Annotated in this window: 26 protein-coding genes; 22 read left to right on the forward strand and 4 right to left on the reverse strand. The window is 63.8% G+C overall.

What is annotated here, in order from left to right; translation table 11 throughout:
- The 3 genes from AWB75_RS29800 to phaR form a co-directional block, all read left to right on the forward strand.
- The coding region (locus AWB75_RS29800) for a hypothetical protein (protein WP_143281732.1) at positions 1 to 93 on the forward strand (93 nt) is incomplete at its 5' end.
- A 72-nt stretch (positions 94 to 165) separates the two neighbouring features.
- Positions 166 to 906: a 3-ketoacyl-ACP reductase gene (locus AWB75_RS29805; protein WP_061127612.1), complete on the forward strand. Its 741-nt coding sequence runs from the start codon at positions 166 to 168 to the stop codon at positions 904 to 906.
- Positions 907 to 1,062: 156 nt separating this feature from the next.
- Complete coding sequence (gene phaR, locus AWB75_RS29810) at positions 1,063 to 1,638, forward strand: polyhydroxyalkanoate synthesis repressor PhaR (RefSeq protein ID WP_061127613.1); 576 nt, start codon at positions 1,063 to 1,065, stop codon at positions 1,636 to 1,638.
- Positions 1,639 to 1,707: 69 nt separating this feature from the next.
- Here phaR and AWB75_RS29815 read toward each other — a convergent pair whose 3' ends face one another.
- Positions 1,708 to 2,493: a hypothetical protein gene (locus AWB75_RS29815; protein ID WP_061127614.1), complete on the reverse strand. Its 786-nt coding sequence runs from the start codon at positions 2,491 to 2,493 to the stop codon at positions 1,708 to 1,710.
- 149 nt (positions 2,494 to 2,642) lie between these two features.
- Here AWB75_RS29815 and AWB75_RS29820 point away from each other — a divergent pair, with 149 nt between their 5' ends.
- From AWB75_RS29820 to AWB75_RS29850, 7 genes are all read left to right on the forward strand, one after another.
- Positions 2,643 to 2,945 carry a type II toxin-antitoxin system HigB family toxin gene (locus AWB75_RS29820; protein WP_061127615.1) on the forward strand — a complete coding sequence of 101 codons (303 nt, stop codon included), beginning with the start codon at positions 2,643 to 2,645 and terminating at the stop codon, positions 2,943 to 2,945.
- Between the two features lie 4 nt (positions 2,946 to 2,949).
- Positions 2,950 to 3,312 carry a helix-turn-helix domain-containing protein gene (locus tag AWB75_RS29825; RefSeq protein ID WP_061127616.1) on the forward strand — a complete coding sequence of 121 codons (363 nt, stop codon included), beginning with the start codon at positions 2,950 to 2,952 and terminating at the stop codon, positions 3,310 to 3,312.
- 168 nt (positions 3,313 to 3,480) lie between these two features.
- Entirely contained in the window at positions 3,481 to 4,818 is a 1,338-nt protein-coding gene (gene rimO, locus AWB75_RS29830; RefSeq protein WP_061127617.1) for a 30S ribosomal protein S12 methylthiotransferase RimO, read from the forward strand.
- A 4-nt stretch (positions 4,819 to 4,822) separates the two neighbouring features.
- Positions 4,823 to 5,758, forward strand: a complete 936-nt coding sequence (locus tag AWB75_RS29835) for a sugar kinase (protein WP_061127618.1) — start codon at positions 4,823 to 4,825, stop codon at positions 5,756 to 5,758.
- Positions 5,759 to 5,786: 28 nt separating this feature from the next.
- Positions 5,787 to 6,971, forward strand: a complete 1,185-nt coding sequence (gene bktB, locus AWB75_RS29840; RefSeq protein WP_061127619.1) for a beta-ketothiolase BktB — start codon at positions 5,787 to 5,789, stop codon at positions 6,969 to 6,971.
- Between the two features lie 23 nt (positions 6,972 to 6,994).
- Positions 6,995 to 7,636 carry a hypothetical protein gene (locus AWB75_RS29845; RefSeq protein WP_235012291.1) on the forward strand — a complete coding sequence of 214 codons (642 nt, stop codon included), beginning with the start codon at positions 6,995 to 6,997 and terminating at the stop codon, positions 7,634 to 7,636.
- Positions 7,637 to 7,702: 66 nt separating this feature from the next.
- Positions 7,703 to 8,902 carry a cystathionine beta-lyase gene (locus AWB75_RS29850; RefSeq protein ID WP_061127621.1) on the forward strand — a complete coding sequence of 400 codons (1,200 nt, stop codon included), beginning with the start codon at positions 7,703 to 7,705 and terminating at the stop codon, positions 8,900 to 8,902.
- A gap of 45 nt (positions 8,903 to 8,947) precedes the next feature.
- Here the strand turns inward: AWB75_RS29850 and serB are convergent, their stop codons facing one another.
- Positions 8,948 to 9,787: a phosphoserine phosphatase SerB gene (serB, locus tag AWB75_RS29855; RefSeq protein WP_061127622.1), complete on the reverse strand. Its 840-nt coding sequence runs from the start codon at positions 9,785 to 9,787 to the stop codon at positions 8,948 to 8,950.
- Positions 9,788 to 10,133: 346 nt separating this feature from the next.
- Here serB and AWB75_RS29860 point away from each other — a divergent pair, with 346 nt between their 5' ends.
- The 11 genes from AWB75_RS29860 to AWB75_RS29910 all read left to right on the forward strand — a co-directional run bounded on the left by AWB75_RS29860 (position 10,134) and on the right by AWB75_RS29910 (position 22,907).
- Entirely contained in the window at positions 10,134 to 11,150 is a 1,017-nt protein-coding gene (locus AWB75_RS29860; protein WP_061127623.1) for a zinc-binding alcohol dehydrogenase family protein, read from the forward strand.
- Between the two features lie 154 nt (positions 11,151 to 11,304).
- Positions 11,305 to 11,856, forward strand: a complete 552-nt coding sequence (locus AWB75_RS29865; protein ID WP_061127624.1) for a DUF6013 family protein — start codon at positions 11,305 to 11,307, stop codon at positions 11,854 to 11,856.
- Positions 11,857 to 12,113: 257 nt separating this feature from the next.
- Complete coding sequence (gene ku / locus AWB75_RS29870; RefSeq protein WP_061127625.1) at positions 12,114 to 13,013, forward strand: non-homologous end joining protein Ku; 900 nt, start codon at positions 12,114 to 12,116, stop codon at positions 13,011 to 13,013.
- A 50-nt stretch (positions 13,014 to 13,063) separates the two neighbouring features.
- The gene (ligD, locus tag AWB75_RS29875) at positions 13,064 to 15,799 is read left to right on the forward strand and encodes a DNA ligase D (protein WP_061127626.1); all 2,736 of its coding nucleotides are present in this window, start codon (positions 13,064 to 13,066) and stop codon (positions 15,797 to 15,799) included.
- A gap of 22 nt (positions 15,800 to 15,821) precedes the next feature.
- Positions 15,822 to 16,124: a hypothetical protein gene (locus tag AWB75_RS29880; protein WP_061127660.1), complete on the forward strand. Its 303-nt coding sequence runs from the start codon at positions 15,822 to 15,824 to the stop codon at positions 16,122 to 16,124.
- A gap of 202 nt (positions 16,125 to 16,326) precedes the next feature.
- Positions 16,327 to 16,935 (forward strand): biliverdin-producing heme oxygenase, encoded by a 609-nt coding sequence (locus tag AWB75_RS29885; protein ID WP_061127627.1) that lies wholly within the window; start codon positions 16,327 to 16,329, stop codon positions 16,933 to 16,935.
- Positions 16,932 to 19,289 (forward strand): ATP-binding protein, encoded by a 2,358-nt coding sequence (locus tag AWB75_RS29890; RefSeq protein WP_061127628.1) that lies wholly within the window; start codon positions 16,932 to 16,934, stop codon positions 19,287 to 19,289. Before AWB75_RS29885 ends, AWB75_RS29890 begins: the two co-directional genes overlap by 4 nt.
- Positions 19,282 to 19,746, forward strand: a complete 465-nt coding sequence (locus tag AWB75_RS29895) for a response regulator (RefSeq protein WP_061127629.1) — start codon at positions 19,282 to 19,284, stop codon at positions 19,744 to 19,746. The genes AWB75_RS29890 and AWB75_RS29895 overlap by 8 nt, the downstream gene beginning before the upstream one ends.
- A 74-nt stretch (positions 19,747 to 19,820) precedes the next feature.
- Entirely contained in the window at positions 19,821 to 21,758 is a 1,938-nt protein-coding gene (locus tag AWB75_RS29900; RefSeq protein ID WP_061127630.1) for a hybrid sensor histidine kinase/response regulator, read from the forward strand.
- Positions 21,759 to 21,927: 169 nt separating this feature from the next.
- The gene (locus AWB75_RS29905; RefSeq protein WP_061127631.1) at positions 21,928 to 22,401 is read left to right on the forward strand and encodes a VOC family protein; all 474 of its coding nucleotides are present in this window, start codon (positions 21,928 to 21,930) and stop codon (positions 22,399 to 22,401) included.
- 29 nt (positions 22,402 to 22,430) lie between these two features.
- Complete coding sequence (locus AWB75_RS29910; protein ID WP_061127661.1) at positions 22,431 to 22,907, forward strand: VOC family protein; 477 nt, start codon at positions 22,431 to 22,433, stop codon at positions 22,905 to 22,907.
- A 5-nt stretch (positions 22,908 to 22,912) separates the two neighbouring features.
- Here the strand turns inward: AWB75_RS29910 and AWB75_RS29915 are convergent, their stop codons facing one another.
- Entirely contained in the window at positions 22,913 to 23,728 is an 816-nt protein-coding gene (locus AWB75_RS29915; RefSeq protein ID WP_061127632.1) for an ABC transporter permease, read from the reverse strand.
- Positions 23,725 to 24,408 carry an ABC transporter ATP-binding protein gene (locus AWB75_RS29920; RefSeq protein ID WP_061127633.1) on the reverse strand — a complete coding sequence of 228 codons (684 nt, stop codon included), beginning with the start codon at positions 24,406 to 24,408 and terminating at the stop codon, positions 23,725 to 23,727. Before AWB75_RS29920 ends, AWB75_RS29915 begins: the two co-directional genes overlap by 4 nt.
- A gap of 126 nt (positions 24,409 to 24,534) precedes the next feature.
- On the opposite strand from AWB75_RS29920, the gene AWB75_RS29925 reads away from it, so the two are divergent.
- Positions 24,535 to 26,904 carry an AsmA family protein gene (locus AWB75_RS29925; RefSeq protein WP_061127634.1) on the forward strand — a complete coding sequence of 790 codons (2,370 nt, stop codon included), beginning with the start codon at positions 24,535 to 24,537 and terminating at the stop codon, positions 26,902 to 26,904.
- The last annotated feature ends 12 nt before the right edge of the window (positions 26,905 to 26,916 follow it).

The raw sequence follows: 26,916 nt of genomic DNA on the forward strand, positions 1-26,916 counted from the left end.
CACGAAATGCAGAAGCGCGACGCGAAGAAGGGCCTGGCCTCGCTGTGCATCGGCGGCGGCATGGGTGTCGCGCTGGCACTCGAGCGTCCGTAACAAGGCAACCTTGGGAAGGGCAAGCGGGCGGCGCAGTTCGAGCGCCGTTCGCATAACAAAATGGAGTGAGGAATGACGAAGCGCATAGCGTATGTAACCGGCGGGATGGGCGGCATTGGCACCAGCATCAGCCAGCGCCTGCACAAGGACGGCTTCACGGTCGTCGTGGGCTGCGGCCCGAATTCGCCGCGCCGGGTCAAATGGCTCGAAGACCAGAAGGCGCTCGGCTTCGACTTCATCGCCTCCGAAGGCAACGTCGGCGACTGGGAATCGACCAAGAACGCGTTCGACAAGGTGAAGGCGGAAGTCGGCGAGGTCGATATTCTCGTCAACAACGCGGGCATCACGCGCGATGTCGTGTTCCGCAAGATGACGCACGAAGACTGGACGGCCGTCATCGACACGAACCTGACGAGTCTCTTCAACGTGACGAAGCAGGTCATCGACGGCATGGTCGAGCGCGGCTTTGGCCGTATCATCAACATTTCGTCGGTGAACGGTCAGAAAGGGCAGTTCGGCCAGACCAACTACTCGACCGCGAAGGCCGGCATTCACGGCTTCACGATGGCGCTCGCGCAGGAAGTGGCGACCAAGGGCGTGACGGTCAACACCGTGTCGCCGGGCTATATCGGCACGGACATGGTGAAGGCGATCCGTCCGGAAGTGCTGGAGAAGATCGTCGCGACGATTCCGGTCCGGCGTCTCGGCACGCCCGACGAGATCGGTTCGATCTGCGCGTGGCTTGCGTCCGATGAGTCGGGATTCGCGACGGGTGCTGACTTCTCACTGAACGGCGGCTTGCATATGGGCTGACGGGCGGAGGCTTCCCGCAACGCTTCCAGGGCGCGCGGGAAGCCTCCACTCGCCGGATTAATCAACGATGCGGCGAACATGCAGCAGCGCTTTTTTGCGACAACGCAAGACCTGCTTGCTGCCATCGCAGTAAAGTTTTGCGTTTAAAGGCGTTAAATGACCACCACTACTACTACAAAGAACTCCGCCGAACGACTCATCAAAAAATATCCAAACCGTCGGCTGTATGACACGGAAACGAGCACCTACATCACGTTGTCCGATGTGAAGCAACTCGTGCTCGATCAGGAAGACTTCAAGGTTCTCGACGCGAAGAGCAACGACGATCTCACGCGCAGCATCCTTTTGCAGATCATTCTCGAGGAAGAGAGCGGCGGCCTGCCGATGTTCTCATCGGTGATGCTTTCGCAGATCATCCGCTTCTACGGCCATGCGATGCAGGGCATGATGGGCACGTACCTGGAAAAGAACATCCAGGCGTTCATCGACATCCAGCAGAAGCTGACGGAGCAGAGCAAGGGCATCTACGACGGCAATGCGCTCAACCCCGAAGTCTGGTCGCAGTTCATGAACATGCAGGCGCCGATGATGCAAGGCATGATGACGAGCTACATCGAGCAGTCGAAGAACATGTTCGTGCAGATGCAGGAGCAGATGCAGTCGCAGGCGAAGTCGATGTTCAACACGTTTCCGTTCCCGACGCCCACGCCTTCGTCGACGGAAAAGAAGTAGCCGGTTTCATGGGCGCGTTCCGAGGTCGGGGCTTTCACGCCTCGGCGTGAGCGAGCGCGTGCCGTCCGCTCACAGGCCGCCTACCGCCCGCGAGGGGTCCTGCGCCCACGCCGCGCCGAAATCGCCGCGATACGTGAACGCGCCGTGATGCGCGAGCTTCGAGCGGGTATCCACGTAGACCTTTCCGCCCAGATCGCGCCAGCGGCGGCAGAACGCATAGTCCTCGGAAAGATAACGTCCCGTTTCGTGCTCGACCATCACGTCGAAAAAGCGATGGCAGTAGCCATGCAGCGGCGAGTCGGGTGGCGCGTCGGGGACGTATTGCAGCTCGGGCATGCGCTCGATCATCGTTTCGAGTACGGAGCGGCGAATGCACATGAAACCCGTCGGGGCTTCGCTGACTTCCATGAAACCGTCGTCGTCAATGGCTGCGTGCGCGCTGTTGATCGAATTCACCGGATAGCGCAGGGCGCGCGCGAGAAATTGTTCTTGCGTAAGACCTGCGGGAATCTCGCCCGTCCAGTCGATGCGCTTCAATGGATACACGCCCGCGACGACATCGCGGTCCGCGAGCAAGAGGCGCAGCGCCTGATCCGGCGTGAAGCCGATATCGGCATCGATCCAGAACAGATGTGTGTGTTGCTTTTGAGCCAGAAAATGTGCGACGGCTTCGTTGCGCGCACGGGTGACGAGGCTTTCGCCGGCGCGGATGCGCATGGAGCCTTGCACGCCGAGACGCCAGAGCTCGTTCGTGAGCGTGAGCATGCTGGTGGCGTAGCCGGAGGTCACCTGGCCGGAGTAGCACGGGGTGATGAAGAGCGGGTTGAAATGGCGGAGGGCGGATTGGTCGAGCATGGTGCTTTGGGAGTGCGGGGTGAGGTGCGATGGTAGGGGGCACCATGTCTGGAATTGTGAAGAAGTGTGTGTTTTGCGGCTGGCCTCACGTAGACTCGCTAAAATTCGGCCATTGCCCTAGTCCCGATTTGGGACTAAAGTGGAGCCGCATGCGAATCGTCGCCCGAAAATCGTTACTTACCTTCATAAAAAGGCATGCGCAGGCCGAACAGGCTCTGTTGGCGTGGTACGCGGAAACGTCCAAGGCAGTATGGAAAACACCTCAGGACATTGAAGATCGGTACGCGGCCGCGAGCTTTGTCGGACACAATCGCGTTGTTTTCAACATCAAAGGCAACGAGTTTCGATTGATCGTGGCTGTGGCTTATCGAGTGGGCGTCGCGTATATCAAGTTCGTGGGCACGCACGCGCAATACGACAAGGTCGACGCGGCAACTGTCGAAATGGAGTAATACGATGGATATTCACCCGATTCGCACCAAGGCCGATTACGCCGCATCGCTCGCGGCCGTATCGTTGCTCGTGGATGCCGATCCCGCTCCCGGCACCCCCGAGGGTGACGCGCTTGACATCCTGACGATCCTGATCGAGCGATACGAAGCCGAGCACTTTCCGCTAGCTGCTCCCAGTCCAGTAGAGGCGATCAAGTTCCGCATGGAGCAGGCGGGGCTGTCCGTGCCCGACATGCAGCCGTATATCGGGAACTCTAACCGGGTCTATGAAGTGCTCGCTGGCAAACGCGCGTTGAGCCTCGCCATGATTCGCCGCCTGCATGAAGGCCTGCACATTCCGGCGGAGATACTCATCGGTACGGCATAGGTCTTTGGGCAGGTTTCGCCGGCGCGTCGGCCGCCTTCGCAAAATTCGCCGCCCCAACGCGCCGGGGTAAAATAATGGATTGGCCTCGTGCGTACCGAAAACGACATTTCCCCCGTGAAAAACACTTTAGATTCAATCACCAAGACGAATCCCGCGCCGAAGATCGGCATGGTTTCGCTCGGTTGCCCGAAAGCGCTCGTCGATTCCGAGCAGATCATGACCCAGCTGCGCGCCGAGGGTTACGAAATCTCCGGCACCTATGACGGCGCGGACCTGGTCGTCGTCAACACCTGCGGCTTCATCGACGAAGCCGTGCAGGAAAGCCTCGACGCCATCGGCGAAGCGCTCTCCGAAAACGGCAAGGTCATCGTGACCGGCTGTCTCGGCGCGAAAAAGAGCGCGAGCGGCACGGGCCTCATCGAGGAAGTGCATCCGAAAGTGCTCGCCGTCACCGGCCCGCACGCGACCAACGAAGTGATGAACGCGGTGCACGCGCATCTGCCGAAGCCGCACGATCCGTTCACCGATCTCGTGCCGCCCGCCGGCATCAAGCTCACGCCGCGTCACTACGCGTATCTCAAGATTTCCGAAGGCTGCAATCATCGCTGCACGTTCTGCATCATTCCGTCGATGCGCGGCGATCTCGTGTCGCGCCCGGTCGCCGACGTGATGCTCGAAGCCGAGAATCTCTTCAAATCTGGCGTGAAGGAACTGCTCGTGATCTCGCAGGACACGAGCGCGTATGGCGTCGACGTTAAATATCGCACCGGCTTCTGGAACGGCAAGCCGCTCAAGACGCGCGTGACCGATCTCGTCGGCGCGCTCGGCGAACTCGCCGCGCAATACGGCGCGTGGGTGCGCCTGCATTACGTCTATCCGTATCCGAGCGTCGATGAAGTCATCCCGATGATGGCCGAAGGTCCGCTCAAGGGCCACGTGCTGCCGTATCTCGACGTGCCATTCCAGCACGCGCATCCCGAGGTGCTGAAGCGCATGAAGCGTCCGGCCAACGCCGAAAAGGTGCTCGAACGCGTAAAGACCTGGCGCGAGATCTGTCCGGATCTGACGATCCGCAGCACGTTCATCGCGGGCTTTCCGGGCGAGACGGAAGAGCAGTTCCAGACGTTGCTGGACTTCCTGAAGGAAGCGGATCTGGACCGCGTCGGCTGCTTTGCGTATTCGCCGGTCGAAGGCGCGAGCGCCAACGAGCTCGACGGCGCGCTGCCCGACGAAGTTCGCGAAGAGCGCCGCGCGCGCTTCATGGAACTGGCCGAAGAGCTGTCGGCCAAGCGCATGAAGCGCAAGGTCGGCAAGACGCTTAAAGTGCTCGTCGACGAAGTGAGCGCGGATGGCGGCGTCGGCCGCACGGCGGCGGATGCGCCGGAAATCGACGGCGTCGTCTATATCGCGCCGACGACGAAGGCATCGAAGCGCTACAAGGCCGGCGACTTCGTGTCGGTGAAGATCACCGGCGCCGATGGCCACGATCTCTGGGGCGAGGTCTAAGCACATGCCGGAGTTTTCGTCACCCGTGCCGCACATCCTCGCGCTCGGCGAGGCGATGGTCGAGTTCAATCAGTCGACGCGCGATCAGGCGAACTATCTGCAAGGCTTCGGCGGCGACGTCTCCAACTTCCTGATCGCGGCGTCGCGCCAGGGCGCGTCGACGGGGTTCGTGTCCGCGGTTGGCAACGATCATTTCGGGCAATTGCTGCTCGATCTGTGGCGCGCGGAAAACGTCGATACGGCAACCGTACGCGTGGATCACGATGCGCCCACGGGCGTCTATTTCGTGTCGCACGGCGAGAGCGGACATCGCTTCGACTATCTGCGCGCGGGATCGGCGGCGAGCCGGTATGCGCCGTCGCATCTGCCGCTCGATGCGATCGCGGCGTCGAAGGTCGTGCATCTGTCGGGCATCAGCCTCGCGATCGGCGTATCGGCGTGCGATGCCGCGCTCGCTGCGATCGAACACGCCCGCACGCACGGCGTGAAGGTCAGCTTCGATACGAACCTGCGCCTGAAGCTGTGGCCGCTCGCGCGCGCCCGCGCGGTCATGATCGAAGCCATCCGCTCGACCGATATCTGCCTGCCGAGCTGGGACGACGTCACCTTGCTCACGGGCCACGAAGATAAAGACGCCATCGTCGATGCGTTGCTCGAGCTCGGTCCGAAAGTCGTCGCGCTGAAGCTCGGCAAGGAAGGCGCGTATATCGCGACGCCCGACGAGCGGCGCGTCGTGCCCGGCCGCGTCGTGCAGGCCGTCGATGCGACCGGCGCGGGCGACTGCTTCGGCGGCGCTTTCATCGCGCGCATCGTGGCGGGCGACGATCCTTTCACCGCCGCGCGCTATGCGAATGTCGCGGCCGCGCTGTCGACGCAAGGCTTCGGCGCCGTCGCACCGATTCCGCGCAAGGACGAGGTCGAGCGCGCGCTGGCAGAATAGCCGAACCCCCAACAAAGGAGACGACAACATGCAGCGTGAAGTGGTGGTGGTAAGCGGCGTACGCACGGCAATCGGCGATTTCGGCGGCGCGCTCAAGGACTTCAGCCCGACCGATCTCGGCGCGCGCGTCGTGCGCGAGGCGCTTTCGCGGGCCAACGTGCAGGGCGACGAGGTTGGTCACGTCGTCTTCGGCAACGTCGTGCATACCGAGCCGCGCGACATGTATCTCGCGCGCGTCGCGGCGCTCGACGGCGGCGTCACGCAGCACGCGCCCGCGCTCACGGTGAACCGGCTGTGCGGCTCGGGCTTGCAGGCGATCGTGTCGGCGTCGCAGTCGATCCTGCTCGGCGATGCCGACGTCGCCATCGGCGGCGGCGCGGAGAACATGAGCCGCGCGGCGTACATCATGCCCGCGGCGCGCTTCGGCCAGCGCATGGGGGATACGCGCATCGTCGACATGATGGTCGGTGCGCTCAACGATCCGTTCGACAAGATCCACATGGGCGTGACGGCGGAAAACGTCGCGCAGAAGTTCGGCATCACGCGCGAGATGCAGGATGCGCTCGCGCTCGAATCGCACCGCCGCGCGGCCAGGGCGACCGAAGCCGGCTACTTCAAGGAACAGATTCTGCCGATCACGCTCGCATCGAAGAAAGGCGACACCGTCTTCGACCGCGACGAGCACGTGCGCATGAACGCGACGGCGGAAGACTTCGCGAAGCTGAAGCCCGTCTTCGCGAAGGAACACGGCACGGTGACGGCGGGCAACGCGTCCGGCATCAACGACGCGGCCGCGGCCGTCGTGCTGATGGAGCGCGACGCCGCGGAGAAGCGCGGCCTGAAACCGTTGGCGCGTCTTGTCGCGTACGCGCACGCGGGCGTCGATCCGAAAATCATGGGCATCGGCCCGGTTCCGGCGACGCAAAAAGTGCTGGAGCGCGCGGGCCTCACCGTCGACGATCTCGACGTCATCGAAGCGAACGAGGCGTTCGCCGCGCAAGCGTGCGCCGTGTCGCAGGAACTGAAGCTCGATCCCGCGAAGGTCAACCCGAACGGCTCGGGCATTTCGCTCGGCCATCCGATCGGCGCGACCGGCGCGCTCATCACCGTGAAGGCGCTGTACGAGCTGCAGCGCATCGGCGGGCGTTACGCGCTCGTGACGATGTGCATCGGCGGCGGACAGGGCATCGCGGCGATCTTCGAGCGCATTTGATGAGCGCAAGGACGATGTCCCGCATGAAAGGGCCGCGGATGCTCGCGGCTTGCGCCATCGCCGCGGCGCTCGCCGCCTGCAATTCGCCAATGCCTTCGGGCAGCGGCGGCGTGCTGCCCCAGAACCAGCGTGAGCCCGCCGGCGCCGACGTGCACGGCGCGCAGGCCGCGATCAAGGAACTCGCGCTGCCGCCGCAAAAGCCGCTCACGCCGAATCCGGAGTACGCGGGTTTCCCGCGCTATGTCGGCACGCTCGGCACCAGGCAGATCGAGATGAAGCTCGGCGCGAAAACCGACGAGCCTTCCGGCTTGCACGGCGAGTACCGTTTCGCCGGCAGCCCGAACGTGATTCTCGTCGCGGGCGATCGCGACGGCGACACGCTCGAGATCGAGGAATCGAACGACGGCACGCACATCACGGGCAACTGGGTCGGCAAGATCGCGGCGGATGGCAGCCTGTCGGGCGAGCGCATGGACCCGGACGATTCGAACGGGCAGCCGTTCGACCTGCATCCGGCGGTCGCGGGCAAGGCTTTGCCGCCGACGCCCGCAACGGGCGCGACCGGCGCGACAAAAGCGCCGCCCGCGCCCTCGCTGGAACCGGCACCGCCTGCGCCGCCCAAAAACGCCGTGGGCGGCACGAGCAACGTCATCATCGGCGAATAGCTTGAGTGGTTTTCACGCCGCCGGCCCATCCGGCGGCTTTTCTTTTTTGCGATTCATATCGAAGCCATGACCGATTCAGGCAAGAACATCAACGACCGCGACCTGCAAACCCGCATCGTGCAACCGAAGGATCGCATCACGCCCGGCTTCGAGTCGTTTTCGGTTCCGGTCGCGCGTGCATCGACGGTCGTGTTTCCCGATCTCGCGACGATGCGCGCGCTCACCTGGAGCGACGATTCGAAATGGCGCTACGGCCTGCACGGCACGCCGACGACGATCGCGCTCGCGCAGCGCCTCGCCGCGATCGAAGGCGGCGAACATGCGCTGTTGCAGCCGTCCGGCCTCGCTGCGATCTCGAACGTCTACTTCGGTCTGGTGAAGGCGGGCGATCACGTTCTCGTGCCCGACAACGCGTATTCGCCGAACCGCGAGCACGCGGACTGGCTCGCCGCCGACTTCGGGCTCGAAGTGACGTACTACGATCCGATGACGGGCGCGGGCATCGCCGATTCGATCCGTCCGAACACGAAGCTCATCTGGCTCGAAGCCCCCGGCTCGGTCACGATGGAAGTGCAGGACGTGCCGGCGATCGTCGCGGTCGCGCGCGCGAAGGGCATCGTCACGGCGATCGACAACACGTTCTCCGCGGGGCTCGCGTTCAAGCCGTTCGAGCATGGCGTCGATATCTCCGTGCAGGCGCTGACGAAGTACCAGTCGGGCGGCAGCGACTTGCTGATGGGCGCTGTCATCACGCGCGATATCGAGCTGCACAAGAAGATGAAGCGCGCGCGCATGCGAATGGGCATCGGCGTGTCGGCGGACGATGCATCGCTCGTGCTGCGCAGCCTGCCGTCGATGAAAACGCGCTACGAGGCGCACGACCGCACGGCGTTCGCGCTGGCGCAATGGCTCAAGACGCGCCCGGAAGTCGCCGCGGTGCTGCATCCGGCGCTGGAAGATTGTCCGGGTCACGCGTTCTACGAGCGCGACTTCGAGGGCGGCGCGGGCGGACTGTTCTCGATCGTGTTCGATGGCCGCTACAGCGCCGCGCAAGTCGATGCGTTCGTCGAAGCGCTGGAACTGCTCTCGATCGGCTGGAGCTGGGGCGGCTCGCATAGCCTCGCGATGCCGTACAACATCCGCTCGATGCGCACGGCGTCGCAATGGCCGCACGAGGGCGTGCTGGTGCGCCTCTATATCGGACTGGAAGCGCAAGAGGATTTGCGCGCGGATCTGGAAGCGGCGCTCACAAAGGCGTTCGCCTGACGGAAGAAAGGCGCCTCGCGTTACAAGGCGCCGTTTTCACATCGCTCAGAACAGGCGCAACAATCCGTCGAGCCCGACGAAGTTGAACGCCACACTCGCCGATTGCCGCACGACCGGCTTCGCGCGAAACGCCACCGACAAACCGGCTTCTGCCATCATCTTCAGATCGTTCGAGCCGTCGCCCATTGCGATCGCGCGCTTCGGATCGATGCCGATCGCCGCGCACGTATCGATGAGCGTGCGCGCCTTCACATCAGCGTTCACGATGTCTCCGACCACTTTCCCGGTCAGCTTGCCGTCGACGATTTCGAGCGTGTTCGCGCGCGTGTAGTCGAGGCCGAGGCGCGTTTTGAGCCGCTCCGTGAAGAACGTGAATCCGCCCGACACGAGCAGCGTCTTGAGGCCCGCGGCGCGCGCGCCTTCGAGCATGCGTTCCGCGCCGGGCGACAATTGCAGGCGTTCCTCATAGACGCGTTCCAGCGCCCTCGCATCGAGACCCTTGAGCAGCGCGACGCGGCGCGTGAGGCTCTCGTTGAAGTCCTTGATCTCGCCGCGCATCGACGCTTCCGTGATCGCCGCGACTTCCGCCTTCAGGCCGCAGAAATCCGCGATTTCGTCGATGCATTCGATCGTGATGAGCGTCGAGTCCATGTCCATCGCGACGAGGCCGAAATCCGCCAGCTTCGCGTTCGGCTCGACATAGGCGTAGTCGAGCGCGTGCGCGCCGCAATACGCGTCGATATCGGGGCGCTGCAGCGGATCGGCGTCGATGAGACGCAGGAGCGTGTCGTCGATGCGCTTCGTTTCCCGCGAGCGGGCGAGCGCCGCGAGCGGCCGCAGATGCGAATCGGAAATGGGGCTGGGACTTTGGATGACGAGGTTCATCGGAGGCAAAAGCGCGGAAGGCAGGAAACCGCCATTGTAAAGAACCTTCAGCGCTGCACGCGCGCGGGATCGGCAAAAGCTGCGCGCCGAGCACTGCACGCGGCCGGAGTTCGCTCTTTGTCACCCTCACAAGCTTGCGAGCGTCAACTTTGCTTTTTTTGGCTTCAATTCATCGACGAGTGTCCTAGCCTGTTCTGGATTCGACTTTTCTATTTTCGCGACGCCAGTGAGCACCTCGGAATCTGAGGAGATGTTCTCGATTAAAGAATGTTTCAGCGATTATGGCGGTTTTCCAGATGCCGGTCGCGTACTACCATCGGAACCTGTCCACTGAAAGGAGCAGCACATGAAAGCCATCGGCCTGACGCATTACCTTCCGATCTCCAATCCCGAATCGCTCGTCGATATCGAACTCGACAAACCGACGCCTACCGGCCGCGATCTGCTCGTGAAAATCGAGGCGATCGCCGTGAATCCCGTCGACACGAAAGTGCGCGCGCCGAAGGACAAGATCGAGGACACGCCGCGCGTGCTCGGCTGGGACGCGGCGGGCATCGTGGAAGCGGTCGGTCCCGACGTCACGCTTTTCAAGGCCGGCGATCCGGTTTATTACGCCGGCGACATCACGCGGCAGGGCGCGAACAGCGAGTTTCATCTGGTCGACGAGCGCATCGTCGGCGCCAAGCCGAAGTCGCTCGATTTCACCTGCGCCGCCGCGCTGCCGCTTACGACCATCACCGCTTGGGAAGCGCTGTTCGAGCGCCTGGGCGTATCGGCGGAAGGCAAGGACGCGGGCAAGTCGGTGCTGATCATCGGCGGGGCGGGCGGCGTCGGCTCCATCGGCATTCAGCTCGCGAAGCGCGTCGCGAAGCTGCAAGTGATCGCGACCGCGTCGCGGCCCGAATCGGCGAAATGGGCGGAGGACCTCGGCGCGGATCACATCGTCAATCACTTCGACGACATTGCGCAGCAGATGAAGGCAATCGGCTTTCCGCAAGTCGATTACGTGCTTATCTTCAACGATACCGACAAGCATTTCCCCGCGGCCGCCGAGGTCATCAAGCCGCAAGGCGGCATCTGCACGATCGTCGAGAATGCGAAACCGATTGCGGTCGAATTGCTGAAATCGAAGAGCGCGGCGTTTCACTGGGAGTTCATGTTCACGCGCGCGATGTTCAAGACGCCCGACATGATCGAGCAGCACAAGCTGCTGTCCGAAGTGGCGCGGCTGATCGACGCAGGCACGATTCGCACGACGCTCGGCAAAAATCTCGGCGCTATCAACGCGGCGAATCTGCGCGAGGCGCATCGGCTGCTGGAAGAAGGGCGCACGGTCGGCAAGCTCGTGCTGACCGGCTTCTGATCGCGCGTTGACGAACGTCATTGACTTTGCCGTACGCGCGGGTTTTCCACTAGGATGACCAATGAGGCGGGGCGCTAGACTTGATCCGCCCTACAGCACGCCGGCGCACATGGCGGCGCCGGCCTTCCTCAGCGCTCGATACGGAGGTGGCGGCATGAATCGTCCTTTGAACGTTCGTCGCATCGTTTCCGTCGCCGCGCTCGCGATGTGCGCCGCGACCGCTCACGCGACGCCAGGCATCAAGGTGCTGTCCGAAGCGCCCAATGACGGTCCCATCAAGTACACCGTGAAGATGGCGTCGAAAAACTTCGGCAACGAACAGGAAACGCGCACCATACGCTCGGGTCAGACCGATGACTTCACCTGGCAGGGCACGGCGCCGAGCGGCGCGCAGGCGGTGCCTGACGGCTGTCCGCAGGCCGCTTCCGTGCCGAAGAGCGCGGACGGGCAGGCGATCCGGCAAGTGCAGATCCGTTTCGCGCCGATGGTCGGCGACAACGGTTCGGCCAACGTGCAGATCAGCTTTCGCGCCTACGCGCCGAAGGGCACGAACAAGGTGACCGTCGGCGGCAAGAGCCTGCAATGTCCCGTTGATAACCGTTTCAGCCAGATCGTGCGCTTCTCGATGCCGACCTCCACCGGTTCGAAGAAAACCGTCACGCTCGATGACGGCACGCAACTGACCGTGACCGCGAGCCGAAAGTAAGTAACACTGCGCGCCGAGCGATGTCGGCGCGCTTTTTAAAGCGCATCATTCGCAACTAACCGTCTTTTCGCTAAACACCCGCAAAAACAATCCGGCAGTAAGGCTTACAGATAGTCAGACCGCGGCGGCGGCGCATGTAAACGCAACGGTCTCGAACGCGTCGTGCGCGCACCGTTTGGCACGCTTCGTGCGAGTCGTTATCGCTACCGCGCCGCGAGGCGCATCCATCGACTCGATCCGACAGCGAAGGTGCCGCGATGCCGCACATGATCTGGAAAGGCGCGATCAGCTTCGGGCTGGTCCACGTGCCCGTGCAACTCTATCCGGCGACGCAGTCGGAAAAGGTCGGCTTCAACCTGCTCGACAAGCGCTCGATGGACCCCATCGGCTACAAGCAGATCAACAAGAACACGGGCAAGGAAGTCACGCGCGACAACATCGTGCGCGGCTTCGAGTACGAGAAGGGCAAGTACGTCGTGATGACCGACGCCGAAATCCGCGCGGCCAATCCCGAGTCGACGCAGACGGTCGATATTCTTGCTTTCGTCGATGCCCCTGAAATCTCGTTCCTCTCGCTCGATACGCCTTACTATCTCGCACCCGATCGCAAGGGCGAAAAAGTCTACGCGCTGTTGCGCGACGCGCTGAAGGACACCGGCAAGGTCGGCATCGCGAGCGTCGTGCTGCATAACAAGCAGCATCTGGCCGCGCTGATTCCGGTCGGTCCCGCGCTCGCGCTCAACACCTTGCGCTGGGGCGACGAAGTGCGCGATTTCACCGAGTTCAAGTTCCCCGACGAAAGCACGAAGAAGGCCGGCGTCACGCCGAAGGAACTGGAGATGGCCAAACGCCTCATCGACGACATGAGCGACACGTGGGACCCGACCAAGTATCACGACACCTTCAAGGACGACATCATGGCGCTCGTCGACAAGAAGGTGAAGGAAGGCAAGGTCGCTGAAGTGATGACGATCGAGGAAGGCGAGCACAAGCCGTCGGCGGATATTCTGGATCTGTCGGAACTGCTCAAACGCAGCCTCAAGAAGGGCGGTGCAACGCCGAAACGCGGCGCGAAGGCCGCGCAATCCGGCGAAGAAGGCAGCGAGCAACCGACGCGCCCCGCGCGCAAGGCGACGACACGCCGCAAACGCGCGTGAGCATACGGGCCTATGAGCGCATGAGAGCATGAGTCACGAAGCAGACGACGATGGCTGAGAAACTCGAAACCTATCAACGCATGCGGCGCTTCGAAAAGACGCCGGAACCGTCCGGCGTCGCGAAGCGTAGCGCTAGCGCGCGCGCGAAAAAATCCGCGAAACAGGCTTTGTCGTTCGTCATCCAGGAACACGACGCGCGCCGCCTGCATTACGACTTCCGGCTCGAACTCGACGGCACGCTCAAGTCGTGGGCGGTGCCCAAGGGCCCGAGTCTCGATCCATCGGTGAAGCGTCTCGCGGTGCATGTCGAGGATCATCCGCTGGATTACGGTTCATTCGAAGGCGAGATTCCCGAAGGCAACTACGGCGCGGGCAGCGTCATCGTGTGGGATCGCGGGACATGGGCGCCGCAGTCGGGCAGTGTCGAAGAAGCCGCGCGCGAATACGAGAAAGGCAAGCTCAAGTTCGTGCTCGACGGCGAAAAGCTGCATGGCGGCTGGACGCTCGTGAAGAGCCACATGCGCGGCAGCGGCGACAAGGAGCAGTGGCTGCTCATCAAGGAACGCGATGACGAAGCGCGGCCCGAAGCCGAATACGACATCCTGTTGAAAAAGCCGGGCAGCGTGCTGTCCGAGTCGCTCGGCGCGCGCGACAAGAGCGGCGCGTTGCTCGAACGCGCCGAACGCAAGGCGGCCGCGAAGAAAGCGCCCGCGCGCCGGTCGGCGGCACGGAAAGAAGCGGAGGGACACGCGCATCCGGATATCGTCGCGAATCGCAGCGCGGAGTCGTTGCGCACGTTGTCGCACGAGCCGGCGATCGAAGGCGCCGCGAAGGCGAAGCTGCCCGCGACCTTCAAGCCGCAGCTCGCGACGCTCGTCGACGCCGCGCCGCCCGGCGATGACTGGGCCTACGAAATCAAGTTCGATGGCTACCGGATGCTCGCGCGCATCGAAACGATCAAGGGCAAGCGCGAGATCCGCATCTATACGCGCAACGGCAACGACTGGAGCGCGAAGTTTTCGAAGCAGATGAAGGCGCTCGACAAGCTGGATATCGAAAGCGGCTGGCTCGATGGCGAAGCCGTCGTGCTCGACGAGCGCGGCCTGCCCGATTTCCAGGCGCTGCAAAACGCGTTCGATGCGGGACGGCCGCAGGACATCGTCGTGTATTTTTTTGACGTGCCGTATCTGAACGGCTACGACCTGCGCCACGTGCCGCTCGTGCAACGGCGCGCCATCCTGAAGGCGCTCATCGAGCCCATCGACGATCCGGTGCTGCGCTATTCGCAGGACTTCGCCTTTCACGCGGAAGAACTGCTCAAGAGCGCGTGCGACATGGCGCTCGAAGGCATCATCGGCAAGCGGATCGACAGCACGTATGTGTCGGGGCGCAGCAACGCGTGGATCAAGCTCAAGTGCCGTCGCAGGCAAGAGTTCGTGATCGGCGGCTATTCGGAGCCAGCGGGCAGCCGCGGAGAATTCGGCGCGCTTCTGCTCGGCGTATATGACGCGCACGGCAAGCTGCAATATGCGGGCCGCGTGGGCACCGGTTTCGATCACAAGATGCTCGTCGCGGTGAAGAAGGAGCTCGACAAGCGCGAGACGCGGCGCATGCCGTTCGAAAGCGAGCCGCAGGAACGCAGCCGCACGCCGGTGCATTGGGTGAAGCCCGAACTCGTGGCCGAGTGCAATTTCGCGGAATGGACCAAGGAGCGCATCGTGCGACAAGCATCGTTCATCAGTCTGCGTGACGATAAACCCGCGCGTCAGATCGTCAAGGAAGAGCCGGTAACGGCGAAAAAAGTCACTGCCGAAAAGGCGCCTGCGAAGAAGGCGGCATCGAAAACGGCGGTCAAGAAAACATCGGCGAAGGCGAAAGCAGCCTCGGCCGAGATCGAAGGCGTAAAGATTAGTCATCCAGAACGTGTCATCGACAAATCGACGGGCTTCACCAAGCTCGATGTCGTCGAGTATTACGCGTCGGTCGCCGACTGGATGCTGCCGCATCTGAAGGATCGTCCGGTGTCGCTCGTGCGCGCGCCCGAGGACATCGGCGGCGAACTGTTCTTCCAGAAGCACAGCGCGAAGCTCGCGATTCCGCATATCACGCAACATCCCGATATCGATCCGGGGCATCCGCCGCTGCTCACGATCGAATCGCCGCAAGCGCTCGTCGGCACCGCGCAGATGGGCACGATCGAACTGCATACGTGGAACGCGGTGGCATCGAACATCGAGAAGCCGGATCGCATGGTGTTCGATCTCGATCCGGGCGAAGGCGTCGGCTGGGAACGCATGATCGAGGCCGCGAAGCTCACGAAGGAACTGCTCGCGGAGCTTGGCCTCACGTCGTTCTGCAAGACGAGCGGCGGCAAGGGCTTTCATGTCGTCGTGCCGCTCACGAAACACGTGGGCTGGGACGAGATGAAGGCGTTTTCGCAAGCCGTCGCGCAACACATGGCGAATGCGCTGCCCAAGTTCTTCTCGGCGAAGATGGGCATGCAGAACCGCAAGGGCAAGATCTTCATCGACTATCTGCGCAACAACCGCGGATCGAGCACGGTCGCGGCATTTTCGCTGCGCGCGCGCCCGGGACTCGGCGCGTCGATGCCGCTTTCGTGGGACGAACTCGACGACGTCGCGAGCGGCGATCAATGGAACATCGGCAATGCGCACGAGCGGCTCGATGCGCTGAAGAGCGATCCGTGGGCGGGCTACGAGAAGGCGCGTCAGAGGCTCACGGCGGAGATGAAGAAGCGGCTCGGCATGAGCGCGCCGCGCAGGTGATGTCGAACACAGGGAGACGATGATGAAGCAGTCGAACGCAGCGCCACAGAGCGTGCCCGAGGGTGGGCGCGAGATGTCGGCCAAGGACCGCGAGACGCAAGCGCACGACGATGCATCGAGCGCGCCGTTGCCGCACGAGACGGATCAGAACGTCGAGTCGCAGCACGAGCATGGCGCGCGCGATGTCGGCAAGCAGGCGCATGAAGACATCGAACGCGGTCTCGTCGATACGGATCGACGTGGCGGCAGCGACTATCAACGCGACACGCAGCGCGACGAACACGCGAACGTGAACAGCGGCGAAAGCGGCGCGCCCGAGCGATGAACCGAACGGTGCAGAGGGACTGCGGATAGCAGCGCGCGGCCCGGTTGCGTAAAATGATTCGTTGATCAAAAAGCGGGCCTGGAAGACAACGTTCGACGCGTTTTCTACCGATGCATGCGATGCGCGGCAGCTCGAACCGGTAAGCCCTTCCGACGCTTGCATCCCATGCCCGCGCAGCAGCCAGAAGCCAACACAACGGAACATGCCACTCGACCTCCTGTCCCGTCTGAAGCACGAAACCGCCGCGTGTCATGTGCGGCTCGAGAATGCGCTCGGCCTGATGCGGGACGATCTGCAACGCGACCAATACATCGCACTGCTCGAACGATTCTATGGCTACGTCGCGCCGTGGGAAGATGCGGCGGCCGCGTGCATGCCCGCAGCGCTCGCGGAGTTTTTCGACGCGCGCCGCAAAGCGCCGCTGCTCGCCGCCGATCTCGCCGCGCTGACGGGCGAGCGGCCGCAAGTCGACCCATGCCATGACCTGCCGCGCATGCATAACATCGGCGGCGCATTCGGCTCGATGTACGTGATGGAAGGCAGCACGCTCGGCGGGCGCTTCATCGCGCCGCATGTCGCCGAACGTCTCGATCTCGAACCGGGTTTCGGCAATACCTATTTCCACGGCTACGGTCCGCGCACGGGCAGCATGTGGAACGTCTTTCGCGCGACCGCTGAGTCGTCGGTGCCCGAGCTTCAGTTCGACGATGCGGTGAAGACCGCCATCGCGACTTTCGAAAGCCTGCACGCGTGGCTGTGTCCCGAAACGGCCGATGCCGAGGCATCGCCGGCGCCCGGAGCGGCGTCATGAGCGAGCCACCGATCGGCGCGCGGACTTCGGGAGAGGCATCGTACGGGCCGCCCGACGCCGAAGCGCGCCGGCGCACGCTCAGCTCGGGCGTCGCCACGAAGGACTGCGACGCCGAGCCGATTCACATTCCCGGCGGCATCCAGCCACATGGCTATTTGCTCGTGCTCGCCGACGATCTGCGGATCGTGCAGGCGAGCGAGAACCTTTCATCGCTGACGGGCGCGAACGTCGATGCGTTGATCGGCGAGCCGCTCGATATCGCGCTCGGCGCGCAAGCCGCTCGGCGCATCGAACAGGCCGCCGCCACATCCGCGCTGGAAGACGCGCCGCTCTACATCGGCGCAATCGACGTCACGCCGGCGGCGAGCGAACGCTCGATGCGCTTCGACGTCACGATGCATCGTCATGACGGCGCGCTCGTAATCGAAATGGAAGCGGCCGCAACGGGCGATGCGTTCGCCTCCATGTATCCGCTCGTGCGCACGTTCGCGCGCGGGTTGCAGGACGCGCAGAGCGTGCAGGCGCTCGCTGAGCTCGCGGTGCGCGAAGTGCGCGCGATCACCGGTTTCGGCCGCGCGATGCTCTACAGCTTCGACGAGGAAGGCCGCAGCCACGTGCTGGCGGAAGACCGCGACGAAAGCTACGCGTCGTTCCTGCATCAGTTCTTTCCCGCGTCGGACATTCCGCGGCAGGCGCGCGCGCTGTATCTGAAGAACCGCATCCGGCTCGTCGCCGATGTCGGCTACAAGCCGGCGCGTCTCGTGCCCGCCGTGAACGCCATTACGGGCCGTCCCACCGATCTCACTTACGCCACCCTGCGCAGCTTCTCGCCGGTGCATCTGGAGTACATGCGCAACATGGGCACGCATGCGTCGATGTCGGTGTCGATCGTCGTGCGCGGCCAGTTGTGGGGTCTCATCTCGTGCCACGACCACGATGCGCGCATCGTGCCGTTCAGCACGCGCGTCGCGGTCGAGCATCTCGGACACATGCTGTCGTTGCAGATCGAAGCGAAAGAAGAGCGCGCCGAAGGCGAATATCTCGCCGGCCTGCGCCGCACGATGGGCCGGCTCGTCACCGCGATGGGCGAGCATGACAACTTCGTCGCCGGTTTGCAGGCGGTGCCGAAGGACGTGCTGAGCTTCGCGCGTTCGGCGGGCGCGGCGATCGTGTTCGACGACCGCGTCACGCTGCTCGGCGCCACGCCCGACGAAGACACCGTGCGCGCGCTCACGCACTGGCTCGCGCAGAACACCTCGGGCGTGTGGGCCACGGATTCGCTGGCGCGCGAATGGCCGCCCGCGAAGGCCTACGAGGACAAGGCGTGCGGCGTGCTCGCGGTGCCGGTCTCGCAGATCTTTCGCAACTATCTGCTGTGGTTCAGGCCCGAAGTGATGCAGACCATCAAGTGGGCGGGCGAGCCGGTCAAGATCGAAAATGCCGATGGCGCGAGCGCGCCGCGCACGAGCTTTTCGCCGTGGCTCGAAACGGTGCGCGGTCATTCCGCCATGTGGCGTCAGGGCGAGCTCGAAATCGCCGGTGAATTGCGCGGCGCGCTGCTGAACATCGTGCTGCGCCGCGCGGAAGAACGCGCCGAGCTCGCGACCGAACTCACGCGCGCGAACAAGGAGCTCGAAGCGTTCTCGTACTCGGTGTCGCACGACCTGCGCGCGCCGTTGCGCCATATCGCCGGCTATGGCGATTTGCTGCGCCAACAGGAAGGCGAGCGCATGTCGGAAAAGAGCCGGCGCTTTTTGAACAACATGCTCGATTCGGCGCGCTTCGCGGGCACGCTCGTCGACGATCTGCTGACCTTCTCGCAGATGGGCCGCGCCGCGCTCAGGCCCGCGACCGTCGATCTCGGCCTGCTCGTGCGCGGCGTCGTGCAGGAGTTCGAGCAGGAAGGCGCCGGGCGGCGCATCGAATGGGTGATCGGCGATCTGCCGCGCGTGACCGGCGATGCCGCGTTCCTGCAGCTCGCGCTGCGCAACCTGATTTCGAACGCGGTGAAATATACGAGAACGCGGGAATCGGCGAAAATCGAGATATTCGCGTCCCGCAGTGGCGACGACAACGTGATCGGCGTGCGCGACAACGGCGTCGGCTTCGACATGAAGTACGGTGCGAAGCTGTTCGGCGTGTTCCAGCGGCTGCATCGCGCGGAAGAGTTCGAAGGCACGGGCATCGGGCTCGCCAACGTGCGGCGCATCGTCGAGCGGCACGAGGGACGGACGTGGGCCGAAGGACGGCTGGGAGAGGGCGCGGTATTCTATTTCTCCCTGCCGGTCGTGTTCCGCAGCGCCAATGGAACGCAGGGGACGTCAGCTACAAGGCCAAAAAGAGACCATGCTTAAACCGATACTGCTCGTCGAAGACAATCCAAACGACCTCGAGCTCACACTCGTCGCGCTCGACAAGAGCCAGCTCGCCAACGAAGTGATCGTGGCGCGCGACGGACAGGAAGCCATCGACTATCTCACTTGCGAGGGCGAGTGGAAGGAGCGCGCGCCCGGCAGTCCCGCCGTGATCCTGCTGGACCTGAAGCTGCCGAAAATCGACGGTCTCGAAGTGCTCGACATGGTCCGCTCGAACGCGTCGTTGAAGAGTATTCCCGTCGTCATGCTGACTTCATCGCGCGAGGAGCAGGATCTGATTCGCAGCTATGAGCTGGGCGTGAACGCGTACGTGGTGAAGCCGGTGGAGTTCGCCGAATTCGTCGAGGCGATCAGCGATCTCGGCGTGTTCTGGGCCGTGCTCAACGAGCCGCCGCCGGGTTCGACGCGTTTTCGCCGTCCGCCGCCCTCGCAATGACGACTGCGCCCATGCCCGCGTCCACGTCCCGTTCGATGCATCCGCACGCGTCCTCTCGCGAGGGCGTCTAGATCATGCAGCCGCTGCATCTGCTTCTCGTCGAAGACAACGCACTCGATGCGGAGCTGACGATCGCCCAACTGGAGCGCGCGGACTATTCGGTCGATGCATCGATCGTCTACGACTCCGCGACGTTCATCGCCGAGCTGGAGAAACGGCGCTTCGACGTGATCCTCGCGGATTTCGTCATGCCGACCTTCTCGGGCATCGAGGCGCTGACGATCGCGAGCGAGCGAACGCCTGACACGCCGTTCATCTTCGTGTCGGGATTGCTTGGCGAAGAGCACGCCGTCGACATGCTCAAGCGCGGCGCAACCGATTACGTGCTAAAGCAACGCCTGCAGCGCCTGCCCGCCGTCGTGCGCCGCGCGATGCGCGAGAGCGCCGAGCGCGCGCAACGCATCGCGGTGGAGCGGGCATTGCGCGAAACGGAGACGCACTTTCGCCTGCTCATCGACGCGCTCAAGGATTACGCCGTCATCACGCTCGATCCGGAAGGGCGCATCCGCACGTGGAACGCGGCGTCGGAGCGCATTCTGGGCTTTCCCGCGCAGGACGTGCTCGGCCAGTCCGCGAGCATTTTCTATGCGCAGGAAGATCGCGAAGCAGGCGTGTTCGACAACGAGCTCGACACGGCGCGGCGCGAAGGCAGCGCGAGCGACGACCGCTGGCTCTGGCGCAAGGACGGCCATTCGTTCTTCGCGTCGGGCGTGACGACCGCGATCCGCAGCGAGCACGACGAGCTGATCGGCTTTTCGAAGATCGTGCGCGACGCAACCGATGCCCACATGGCCGCCGACGCGCTGCGGCTCGCGAAGGATCAGGCGGAGTCGGCGAATCGCGCGAAGGACCATTTTCTGGCGGTGCTGTCGCATGAACTGCGCACGCCGCTCACGCCGATCCTGGCCGCCGTGCGCCTGCTCGAAATGAAGCACCCGCTGCCGCGCGAGGCGCATCCGACGCTCGATCTGATTCGCCGCAACGTCGAGCTCGAAGCGCGGCTCATCGACGATCTGCTCGATCTCACGAGCATCGCGCGCGGCAAGCTGTCGCTGAATTTCGCGAGCGTCGCGCTCGATACCTTGCTGACGAGCGCGCTCGACATGTCCGAGGCCGATCTGCGCACGAAGAGCCTCACGCTCGAAACCCATTTCGATGCGGCGCTTTTCGTCGTGCTCGGCGATGCCGCGCGGCTTCAGCAGATCGTCTGGAATCTGATGAAGAACGCGGTGAAGTTCACGCCGGCGGGCGGGCGCATCGAGGTGCGCACGTGGAACCCGGATACATCGACGATCGCCGTATCGGTGACGGACAGCGGCATCGGCATCAGCGCGGAGGCGTTGCCGCGCATCTTCTCGGCGTTCGAACAGGCCGACGATTCGATCACGCGCTCGTTCGGCGGTCTGGGCCTCGGCCTCGCGATCGCGAGCACGCTCGCGCAGAAGCACGGCGGCACATTGTCCGCCTACAGCGAAGGCCGCGACACGGGCGCGCGCTTCACGCTCACGCTGCCGCTCGCGCGGCTGCAACCGGCGCGCGAGGACGCGCCGCTCGTCGAAACGGCGAGTCAGGAGCACGGACGCGCGCTCAAGGTGCTGCTCGTGGAGGACAACGAGCAGACGTCGTCCGCGATGTCCGAAGTGCTCGAAATGCTCGGCCACGAAGTGACGGTCGCGGTGACCGTTGCGGAGGCGCTCGAACGCGCGAAGAGCGGGCCGTTCGATCTGCTCGTCAGCGATATCGGCCTGCCCGACGGCAGCGGTCTCGACATCGCGCGCGCGTGGCAGAGCTTGCAGCCCGACCGGCCGTCCATCGCCATCACGGGCTATGGCATGGACGAGGACATCCGGCGCTGCCGCGAAGCCGGTTTTCGCGATCATCTGACCAAGCCGGTGAACTTCTCGCGGCTCGAAGCGCTGATTCAATCGCTTGCGGAACAGTCTTCGAAATAGTTGCGGTGCGTGTGTGTGGAGCTTGAAACCAGGATTCCACGATCACAAATAAAAAGCCCAAAAAATTTGACATTCGACGCGCGCTAATGTCGATCGGCGGCATGCCCGTTCGTTGTAGGGTAGAGAGCCGCGCCGAGCCGGCGCGCTTCACTCACCAAACGGAGCCGATATGTCCAATCCCGCCGTCGATCCCATTCCCCAAGGCATGCATTCGCTGACCCCGCATCTCGTCTGCGCGGGCGCGGCCGAAGCCATCGAGTTCTACAAGCGCGCGTTCGACGCCGTCGAGCTGGGCCGCATGCCCGGACCGGACGGCAAGCTCATGCACGCGATCGTGAAGATCGGCGATTCGATGCTGATGCTCGTCGATGAATTTCCGCAATATGGCTCGGTCGGCCCGAAGGCGCTGAAGGGCTCGCCGGTCACGATTCACCTGTATGTCAAAGATGTCGATGCCACCGTGAAGCAGGCCGAAAGCGCCGGCGCGAAAGTGACGATGCCCGTCGCCGATATGTTCTGGGGCGACCGCTACGGGCGTCTCGAAGATCCGTTCGGCCATCAATGGTCGGTCGCCACGCACACGCGCGACGTCACGCCGGAAGAAATGAAGCAGGCGATGGCACAGCAGCCGTGCGGCCAGTGACGCACGCATCCGCGAACGGAGACACGCACATGCACAAGATTTCGCCCTGTCTATGGTTCCAAGGCGGCAACGCCGAAGAGGCCGCGAACTTTTATGTCGATACCTTCAGGAACGCGCGCATCAAGGACATCATGCGCAGCACCGAGTCGGGCCCGAGCCCGGTCGGCAGCGTCATCGCCGTGATGTTCGAGCTCGAAGGCGAGGCGTTCCTGGCGCTGAACGGCAATCCGGAATTCAAGTTCTCGCCTGCGCTTTCGATGTTCATCAAATGCGAGACGCAAGAAGAAATCGACCATTACTGGGACAAGCTGATGGACGGCGGCCAGTCGATGGCGTGCGGCTGGCTCACGGACCGCTTCGGCGTGACGTGGCAGATCGCGCCGACGCGTCTGCTCGGCATGCTGCAGGACCCCGACCCGGTGAAGGCCGACCGCACCATGAAAGCGATGCGCGAAATGATCAAGCTTGATCTCCCGGCGCTGGAGCGCGCGTACAACGGCGAGTAAGCGCGCTACGCGGCGCGTTTTCTGGCTTTCCGTTCGACGAGCTTCGACGCCATGAACCGGTGATCCGGCGAGAACAACCGCCGGTAAGTCATGACGACGGCCCCGACCACGCCAAGCCCCGACGCCGCCGCGATCAGAAACATGATGACGATCTGATACCGCACCGCCTGCAACGGCGACTGCCCGGCGAGCACCTGACCGGTCATCATGCCGGGCAGGCTGACGAGCCCGACCACCGCCATCGCGTTCAAAGTGGGAATCATGCCCGCGCGCACGGCCTGGCGCGCGGGCCCTTGCGCCGCTTCCCAGCGCGAGGCGCCGAGCGCGAGCGACATTTCCACCGTCGCGCGCCCGGCGGTCAGTTCCTCCGTCATGCGCTCGATGCCGAGCGACACCCCCGTCAGGCAATTGCCGAGGATCATGCCGAGAATCGGAATCGCGTATTGCGGCTGGTACCACGGATGAATGCGGATCACGACGAACAACCCGAACGCGCCGATGATCCACGAACTGCCCCAGATCGAGAGAATGCTGTCCGCGCGTTGTCCGGCATAAGTGCGCCGTCCGCGGTCTGAGGCGGCGAGACCGGCGATGACCGTCATCAGCGCCATCAGCGGCAGCACGACGTACCAGCGGTTGAACGCGAACACCCAGCCGAGCACGTAACCGATCAACAGCAGTTGCACGATGGTGCGCACCGCCGCGACAAGCAGCTTGCGCTCGAGTCCGAGATTCAGCGCGACGGACAACGCGCCATTCACGACGATCAGCGCCGCCGCCAGGCCGATATCGATGAGCGAGAGGTTCTGATAGCCGTTCATCGCGGGTTGTCTCCGAGCACGCCGGCGTTCATCGTCAGATGGCGCGTGGCGACGCGGCGCGCCTGTTCCGGATTGTGCGAGACCCAGATACAGGCGCGGCCCGCGCCGGCGTCGAACCAGGCGGCGACGAGTGCTTCGATCGAGCGCGCCGAAGCCGGGTCGAGCGATGCGGTCGGCTCGTCGAGCAACAGCACATCCGGCGCGAGTTGCAGTACGCGCACGAGCGCGGCGATCTGCGCCTCGCCGCCCGACAGATCGCTCGCGAGCTTGTCGAGAAAGTCCGCTCCGCGTCCTGCCGCGAGGGCCAGCTTCATTGCGATATCGCGATCGAAATGCGCATCGCGATAGGTTTTCAGCGTGAACGGATAGCGCAGATTGTCTTCGACGGCGCCGTCGAGCATCGCGGGCCGCTGCGCGATATACGCGACGCGCCGCCGATACGCGGGAATCCCCGAGCGCGCGATGCGCTCGCCGCGCCACGCGACATAACCCGCGTCGCAGGCATCGAGCAGGGCGAGCGCGCGCAAAAAGACGCTCTTGCCCGAACCCGAAGGCCCGGTGATCGCCGCGCGCTCGCCGGCGTAAAGCGTGAAATCCGTCGGATGCAAAAGCATCGTGCCGCGCACCGCGTCGCGGCGCGTGACGCCATGCGCGGATACCAGCGATGTCGCGTTGGGCATCGTTCTTAAGTGGGGTTTGTTCCTCGAGCGCACATCTTACGTCGCATTGACCGCGTCACTGCGCGGTTTCATACGGGCACACCATGTGCTGGCGAACACATAATCAGAAAAAACGGATGGAGCATCATGGCGCAGGCCCGAACGCCCGGAAAAATCGGAAGGATCGTCGCATGGTTTTTTGCCGTTCTGGCGGTTCTGATTGCAATACTGGTCGTGATCTTTCTGACTTTCGACTGGAACCGGCTGCGGCCCTGGGTCGACGACAAAGTATCGGAAGCGATCGGCCGCCGTTTCGAGATCACGGGCGACCTGAAAGTCGGCTGGCAGCGTCCACCCAATGAGACGGGCTGGAAACGCTGGGTGCCGTGGCCGCGCTTTTCCGCTGAGAAAATCACCATCGCGAATCCTGACTGGGCGCGACAGAAGCACTTCGCCACGCTCGATGAAATCGACTTTCAAGTGCAGGTGCTGCCGCTGCTCGCGCACGACATCGTGATTCCGACGATCAACCTCGTGAACCCGTCGATCGATATCGAGCGGCTCAAGGACAATCGCAACAACTGGACCTTCAAGTTCAAGCAGTCGACGGAGCCATCCACCTGGAACCTGAAGCTCGGCGATATTTCGCTCGCGAAGGGAACCGTCGATGTCCACGATGAAGTGACCAAGGCCGAAATGCAGGTCGTCGTCGATACGCTCGGCCAGCCCGTGCCGATCGGCGAAGCAATGAAGCAGCAGCAGGACGCGTCGGCGAAATCGTCGGCGGAGATGGTCGGCAAGAGCGGCGCGGCGAAGCTCAACAAGCAGGCCGATGCAGCCGCGGCATCCGAAGCGTCGGCGGCGTCGGCCGCGTCGGCGGCGGCTGCGGCGAATGCGTCGTCGCCGAATCCGGCGAGCACGTCGGCGAATACGAGCATCACGACGAAGGAAGGGCCGAAGCCGCCCGTGCCGCCTTACGCGTTCGGCTGGACCGTCAAAGGTACGTACAACGGCGGCAAGGTGTCCGGCGACGGCAAGCTCGGCGGCGTGCTCGCCGTGCGCGACGCGCAGCGCCCGTTCCCCGTGCAGGCGGATGTGCGCCTGGGCGACACGCATATCGCGTTCGTCGGCACCGTCACCGATCCCGCGCATCTCGCCGCGCTCGATCTGCGCCTGTGGGTTCAGGCCGTTAGCATGGCGCATCTCTATCCGTTCACCGGCGTGACGCTGCCCGAGACGCCTCCGTTCGCGACCGAAGGGCGCCTGACCGGCCAGTTCCGCGAGGACGGCAACGTGTTCCATTACGAGAATTTCACCGGGCGCGTGGGCGGCAGCGACATCAACGGCTCGCTGGTCTATGCGGCCAGGAAGCCGCGTCCGCTGTTGCAGGGCGAGCTCGTGTCGCATCTGCTGCAGTTCAAGGATCTCGCGCCGGTCATCGGCGCCGATTCGAACGCGAGCAAGGCGAAGCGCGGGGAGAAGGAGAAGCAGCCGACGTCGAAGGCGCTGCCGACCGAAGAGTTCAAGACCGACCGCTGGAAGGCCATCGACGCGGACGTGAAGTTCACCGGCCAGCGCATCGTCAAGAACCCGGATCTGCCGATCACCGATCTATACACGCACGTCATCATGAAGGATGGCGTGCTGTCGTTCGAGCCGCTCAAGTTCGGCGTGGCGGGCGGCACGATGGCATCGAACATTCATCTCGACGGCAGCGCCGCGCCGCTCAAGGGCCGCGTATCGGCGCAGGCGCGGCATCTGAAGCTGAAGCAGCTTTTCCCGACCGTCAAGACGATGCAATCCGCGCTCGGCGAAATCAACGGCGACGCCGCGCTGTCCGCGACCGGCAATTCACCCGCGGCGCTTGCGTCGACCTCCAACGGGGAGGTAAAGGCGCTCATCACCGAGGGCACCGTGAGCCGCCTGTACATGGAGGCGGCGGGGCTGAACGTGGCGAACGTCGTGTACGAGAAGCTCTTCGGCAAGCGCGACGTGAACATCAACTGCGCGGCGGCGGACTTTATCGTGACCGATGGCGTGCTCGATTCACGCGTCTTCGCGCTCGATACCGACGATGCCGTGATCAATGTCGATGGCACGATCAATCTGAAGACGGAGGACATGGATCTGGGCGTCCATCCGCATACGAAGGGCTTGCGCGTCTTCTCGCTGCGCTCGCCGCTGTATGTGAAGGGCACGTTCAAGGACCCGCACGTCGGCGTGAGTCCGGTGCTCGCGCTGCGCGGCGCGGCGGCCGTGGGGCTCGGTCTCGTCAATCCGTTCGCGGCGCTGATTCCGCTCATCGCGCCGAGCAACAACAAGCCGTTGCCTTGCCAGCAGATGCTCGCCGACATGAGCCGTCCGCCGACCGCGCCGCCCGCCGGCCAGAAGCAAAAGGCGAAGGCCGCGCCGGCTTATATGTCGTCGGATGCGGCGGCGGGCGGGGCGGCCGACAAGGGTGCGAAGAAGCCGGCGACGCCTGCGCCGGCCAGCGCGGCGCAGTATCGGGGGAGCTGAGCGGTCGCTCGG

Source organism: Caballeronia catudaia, assembly GCF_001544755.2.
GTDB classification, from domain to species: domain Bacteria; phylum Pseudomonadota; class Gammaproteobacteria; order Burkholderiales; family Burkholderiaceae; genus Caballeronia; species Caballeronia catudaia.

What these genes read in the sequence shown, in the direction of transcription:
- AWB75_RS29820 (WP_061127615.1), top strand. Translation starts at nt 2,643, where the DNA reads ATGCGAATCGTCGCCCGAAAATCGTTACTTACCTTCATAAAAAGGCAT.
- serB (WP_061127622.1), bottom strand. Translation starts at nt 9,787, where the DNA reads ATGAACCTCGTCATCCAAAGTCCCAGCCCCATTTCCGATTCGCATCTG.
- AWB75_RS29915 (WP_061127632.1), bottom strand. Translation starts at nt 23,728, where the DNA reads ATGAACGGCTATCAGAACCTCTCGCTCATCGATATCGGCCTGGCGGCG.
- ku (WP_061127625.1), top strand. Translation starts at nt 12,114, where the DNA reads ATGCCGCACATGATCTGGAAAGGCGCGATCAGCTTCGGGCTGGTCCAC.
- bktB (WP_061127619.1), top strand. Translation starts at nt 5,787, where the DNA reads ATGCAGCGTGAAGTGGTGGTGGTAAGCGGCGTACGCACGGCAATCGGC.
- AWB75_RS29890 (WP_061127628.1), top strand. Translation starts at nt 16,932, where the DNA reads ATGAGCGAGCCACCGATCGGCGCGCGGACTTCGGGAGAGGCATCGTAC.
- ligD (WP_061127626.1), top strand. Translation starts at nt 13,064, where the DNA reads ATGGCTGAGAAACTCGAAACCTATCAACGCATGCGGCGCTTCGAAAAG.
- AWB75_RS29880 (WP_061127660.1), top strand. Translation starts at nt 15,822, where the DNA reads ATGAAGCAGTCGAACGCAGCGCCACAGAGCGTGCCCGAGGGTGGGCGC.
- rimO (WP_061127617.1), top strand. Translation starts at nt 3,481, where the DNA reads ATGGTTTCGCTCGGTTGCCCGAAAGCGCTCGTCGATTCCGAGCAGATC.
- AWB75_RS29815 (WP_061127614.1), bottom strand. Translation starts at nt 2,493, where the DNA reads ATGCTCGACCAATCCGCCCTCCGCCATTTCAACCCGCTCTTCATCACC.
- AWB75_RS29925 (WP_061127634.1), top strand. Translation starts at nt 24,535, where the DNA reads ATGGCGCAGGCCCGAACGCCCGGAAAAATCGGAAGGATCGTCGCATGG.
- AWB75_RS29895 (WP_061127629.1), top strand. Translation starts at nt 19,282, where the DNA reads ATGCTTAAACCGATACTGCTCGTCGAAGACAATCCAAACGACCTCGAG.
- AWB75_RS29910 (WP_061127661.1), top strand. Translation starts at nt 22,431, where the DNA reads ATGCACAAGATTTCGCCCTGTCTATGGTTCCAAGGCGGCAACGCCGAA.
- AWB75_RS29805 (WP_061127612.1), top strand. Translation starts at nt 166, where the DNA reads ATGACGAAGCGCATAGCGTATGTAACCGGCGGGATGGGCGGCATTGGC.
- AWB75_RS29825 (WP_061127616.1), top strand. Translation starts at nt 2,950, where the DNA reads ATGGATATTCACCCGATTCGCACCAAGGCCGATTACGCCGCATCGCTC.
- AWB75_RS29865 (WP_061127624.1), top strand. Translation starts at nt 11,305, where the DNA reads ATGAATCGTCCTTTGAACGTTCGTCGCATCGTTTCCGTCGCCGCGCTC.
- AWB75_RS29920 (WP_061127633.1), bottom strand. Translation starts at nt 24,408, where the DNA reads ATGCCCAACGCGACATCGCTGGTATCCGCGCATGGCGTCACGCGCCGC.
- AWB75_RS29900 (WP_061127630.1), top strand. Translation starts at nt 19,821, where the DNA reads ATGCAGCCGCTGCATCTGCTTCTCGTCGAAGACAACGCACTCGATGCG.
- AWB75_RS29860 (WP_061127623.1), top strand. Translation starts at nt 10,134, where the DNA reads ATGAAAGCCATCGGCCTGACGCATTACCTTCCGATCTCCAATCCCGAA.
- AWB75_RS29835 (WP_061127618.1), top strand. Translation starts at nt 4,823, where the DNA reads ATGCCGGAGTTTTCGTCACCCGTGCCGCACATCCTCGCGCTCGGCGAG.
- AWB75_RS29845 (WP_235012291.1), top strand. Translation starts at nt 6,995, where the DNA reads ATGAAAGGGCCGCGGATGCTCGCGGCTTGCGCCATCGCCGCGGCGCTC.
- AWB75_RS29850 (WP_061127621.1), top strand. Translation starts at nt 7,703, where the DNA reads ATGACCGATTCAGGCAAGAACATCAACGACCGCGACCTGCAAACCCGC.
- AWB75_RS29885 (WP_061127627.1), top strand. Translation starts at nt 16,327, where the DNA reads ATGCCACTCGACCTCCTGTCCCGTCTGAAGCACGAAACCGCCGCGTGT.
- AWB75_RS29905 (WP_061127631.1), top strand. Translation starts at nt 21,928, where the DNA reads ATGTCCAATCCCGCCGTCGATCCCATTCCCCAAGGCATGCATTCGCTG.
- phaR (WP_061127613.1), top strand. Translation starts at nt 1,063, where the DNA reads ATGACCACCACTACTACTACAAAGAACTCCGCCGAACGACTCATCAAA.